2 protein-coding genes and 1 other annotated feature are annotated in these 2,837 nt (G+C 33.4%); of the genes, one reads left to right on the top strand and one right to left on the bottom strand.

Going from position 1 to position 2,837, the window contains the following annotated elements; genetic code table 11:
* Nucleotides 1-124: 124 nt before the first annotated feature.
* The gene (locus Q5O30_RS08350; RefSeq protein ID WP_021953300.1) at nucleotides 125-1,483 is read left to right on the top strand and encodes a SpoIID/LytB domain-containing protein; all 1,359 of its coding nucleotides are present in this window, start codon (nucleotides 125-127) and stop codon (nucleotides 1,481-1,483) included.
* Nucleotides 1,484-1,485: 2 nt separating this feature from the next.
* Here Q5O30_RS08350 and Q5O30_RS08345 read toward each other — a convergent pair whose 3' ends face one another.
* Nucleotides 1,486-2,337 (bottom strand): YihY/virulence factor BrkB family protein, encoded by an 852-nt coding sequence (locus Q5O30_RS08345; protein ID WP_021953299.1) that lies wholly within the window; start codon nucleotides 2,335-2,337, stop codon nucleotides 1,486-1,488.
* 263 nt (nucleotides 2,338-2,600) lie between these two features.
* Nucleotides 2,601-2,834: a binding site (T-box leader), on the top strand.
* The last annotated feature ends 3 nt before the right edge of the window (nucleotides 2,835-2,837 follow it).

The following is a 2,837-nucleotide window of genomic DNA, read 5'->3' as shown; positions in this document are numbered from 1 at the left end:
TACTGCCCGATTTTTAAAAGTAAGCCGGAAAAGTATAAAACTTCTCCGGCTTACTTTTATGCTGAATAATTTTCTGAGAGTATTAATAGTATGAAACATAGGGACAACATAAATAGGGGGGAGCATGAAAAAGATAATAGTGTTTTTTTCGGTATTTTTTCTTATAACAGCCATTATAACAGGAAAAAAATGCCGGGAAGTAATACAAAAAATAGATACAATTTCCACTGAAAATACCACAAATATTCTGATTAAAGAAGCAACAACGGAAGACAAAAAGAAAACAGGTATAAAACAGCTTCAAAAGGTAAGGATTGTAATAATGAGTAACAATTATACATCAATTTATCATTCAAGCCTAACACTAAAAGGAGACAATCTAAAGGTTTATTACGGTAAAAATTTTGCAAAACAAAAAGGCTGCAAAAAAGTTAGTTTAGATGGAGATAGCAGTTATTTTAAAAACAGTGATGTGGTAAAAATTTATGGGAAAACCGGCATCACAATACAGGGGCATAATACTGAAAACGGTTCTCCGGTGTATATGGGGGAATTATATTTATATAGGGAACAAAGCGGAATGGTTGTGGTAAATCAGGTGGATATGGAAAATTATATTGCGGCAGTTATATCCAGTGAGATAGGAGAGGAATCTCCATTAGAGGCATTAAAGTCACAGGCTGTATGTGCAAGAAATTTTATTATGAAATCTAAGGCTTTAGAATATGAAAAGTATAAGGCAAATGCTGATGACAGTACTGATTTTCAGGTGTACAACAGAATAAAGCCGGGAAAAAACAGCAAAAAGGCGGCAGAAGAAACTAAGGGAGTAGTAATGACTTACAAAAACAAGTTAATAAAGGCTTATTATTTTTCCACATCCTGTGGATATACCACCGACTACAAAATATGGGGTAAGGAGAAGATGAATTATTTAAAGGGGGAAAACTTTACGGAAAATTCCAAAAGAAATGTAAAAAATCAGTGGGAGTTTAAAAAATTTATTAAAAAGAATGTAAAAGGAATTGAAAGCAAATATCCATTTTACAGGTGGAGGGTTTATTATACCAATGAGCAGTTAGAAAATTCCATTTATAACACCACAGGGGTAAATGTGGGAAATATAAGCCGTATTGAAGTAAATGAGAGAGGTGCCGGGGGAATTGCTTCCCAGATTACCGTATACGGTGACAAAAGACAGATTGTTATGCAAAATCAAAATGAAATAAGAAAGGCGTTATGCTCATGTTACGGAAAAATCAAATTATGTGATGATACCACAAGAGCTGGAATGACTATGTTGCCTAGCGCATTTATTCTGTTGGAAAAGGAAAAGGGAGGCTATACCATATATGGTGGTGGCTTTGGTCATGGCAGTGGAATGAGTCAGAATGGAGCCATGGAAATGGCAAAGTCAGGGAAAAATTATAAAGACATCCTAAAAAGCTATTATCATGGCATTGAAATAAAGAATGCTAATTAGGATTACTTTTGAACTTTTTCATAGTAAAATGCCTCTGTTTCAGGATGAAGAAGCTTATTTATTTCTGCACCGATAAATAAAATATAGATACAGAAATATATCCAAAGCATTATAATAATAAATGCCGTAAGACTTCCGTACATATAGGACATATTCGAAAAATTATCAATGTAAATAGAAAATACATATGAAAAAATCATCCATCCAAGGGCAGAAAAAAGAGCTCCCGGTATACATTTTTTTATTGTTGTAAGCCTGAAGTTAGCTATTTTATACAGTATAATGAAAAATCCCGATAAAATAACAAAAGAAATAAGATATCTTAATATAAGAGTAAGTATTGTAACATTCTCCAGTATTGGAATAAAGGACAAAAGAAGATTAAATATCCTGTTACCAAATACCAAAAGAACCATGGTTACAATAATTGCCAGTAAAAATAAAATAGTATAGAGCATAGAAACAAAACGTGATATTAAATAATTCCTATCACGGTGAATTTTACTGATTTCATATAAACCAAACATTACTGAAAGAACGCCCTTAGAGGCAGACCAAACTGCGGCAATAGCCACAATGGAAAGCAACGTTCCTGATACATGGGTATACAGCTCACCAATAATCTGAATGAGAAGGGGCTTAATAACATCCGGTGAATAACTGTTGATAATCCTTATAAGGGCATTTTTGTCTAAACTTGTCATACCAACTACGTTTAAAAACAAAAGTAAAAAAGGAAATAGTGACAAGGTAATGAAAAATGATGCCTGGGCGGTATATATTCCAACTCTGTCTTTTCCCATTCTATAAAAAAATCCATATATATTCAGGGCAAAATTCATAATTTTTTTCATCTTAATCTCCGTTTATATAAAGTATATGCATTAGTATAACATTTTTTCACAGGATGGCAAATATGTACAGGGAAAACAAATTATGATAGGATAATGTTATTATGGATTCAGGAAGAGGAAGGTTTGTGAAAAGTAGCAGAGAGACAATTATAAAAAACATAATATGCATAACATTGGTATGTGCAATAGGAATTGTAAGATTAAACCTATAGATAATTTTCAAACTTGACAGTAATATTTTTGTATGTTAAAATCTGAATGTTGTAAAGGCAATGAATGTGTAAGTAGACAGCTGTTTTCTTTAAGAGAGAGAGACTCACCGGCTGAAAGGTCTCTTAAGTTCAGACAGTGGTTGAATTTCCCACAGGAGCCGCACTTATGAACGGATTCCTTAGTAGTTTGTGACGTGAGAGGCGCGTTAAGCATAAATGAGAGTTTACGGATATTATTCGTGAGAATATGGGTGGTACCGCGGAAGTGTATATTTCGTCCCTGCATCG

The sequence above is a fragment of the Eubacterium sp. CAG:161 genome, from assembly GCF_000432355.1.
GTDB classification, from domain to species: Bacteria; Bacillota; Clostridia; order Lachnospirales; family Lachnospiraceae; genus Eubacterium_G; species Eubacterium_G segne.
Note: the sequence above shows the minus strand (reverse complement) of the source record. Positions and strands in the feature narration are given on the sequence as shown.

Bases quoted from the DNA above. Each gene is read 5' to 3' on its own strand.
- Q5O30_RS08350 (WP_021953300.1), top strand. From the start codon at position 125: ATGAAAAAGATAATAGTGTTTTTTTCGGTATTTTTTCTTATAACAGCC.
- Q5O30_RS08345 (WP_021953299.1), bottom strand. From the start codon at position 2,337: ATGAAAAAAATTATGAATTTTGCCCTGAATATATATGGATTTTTTTAT.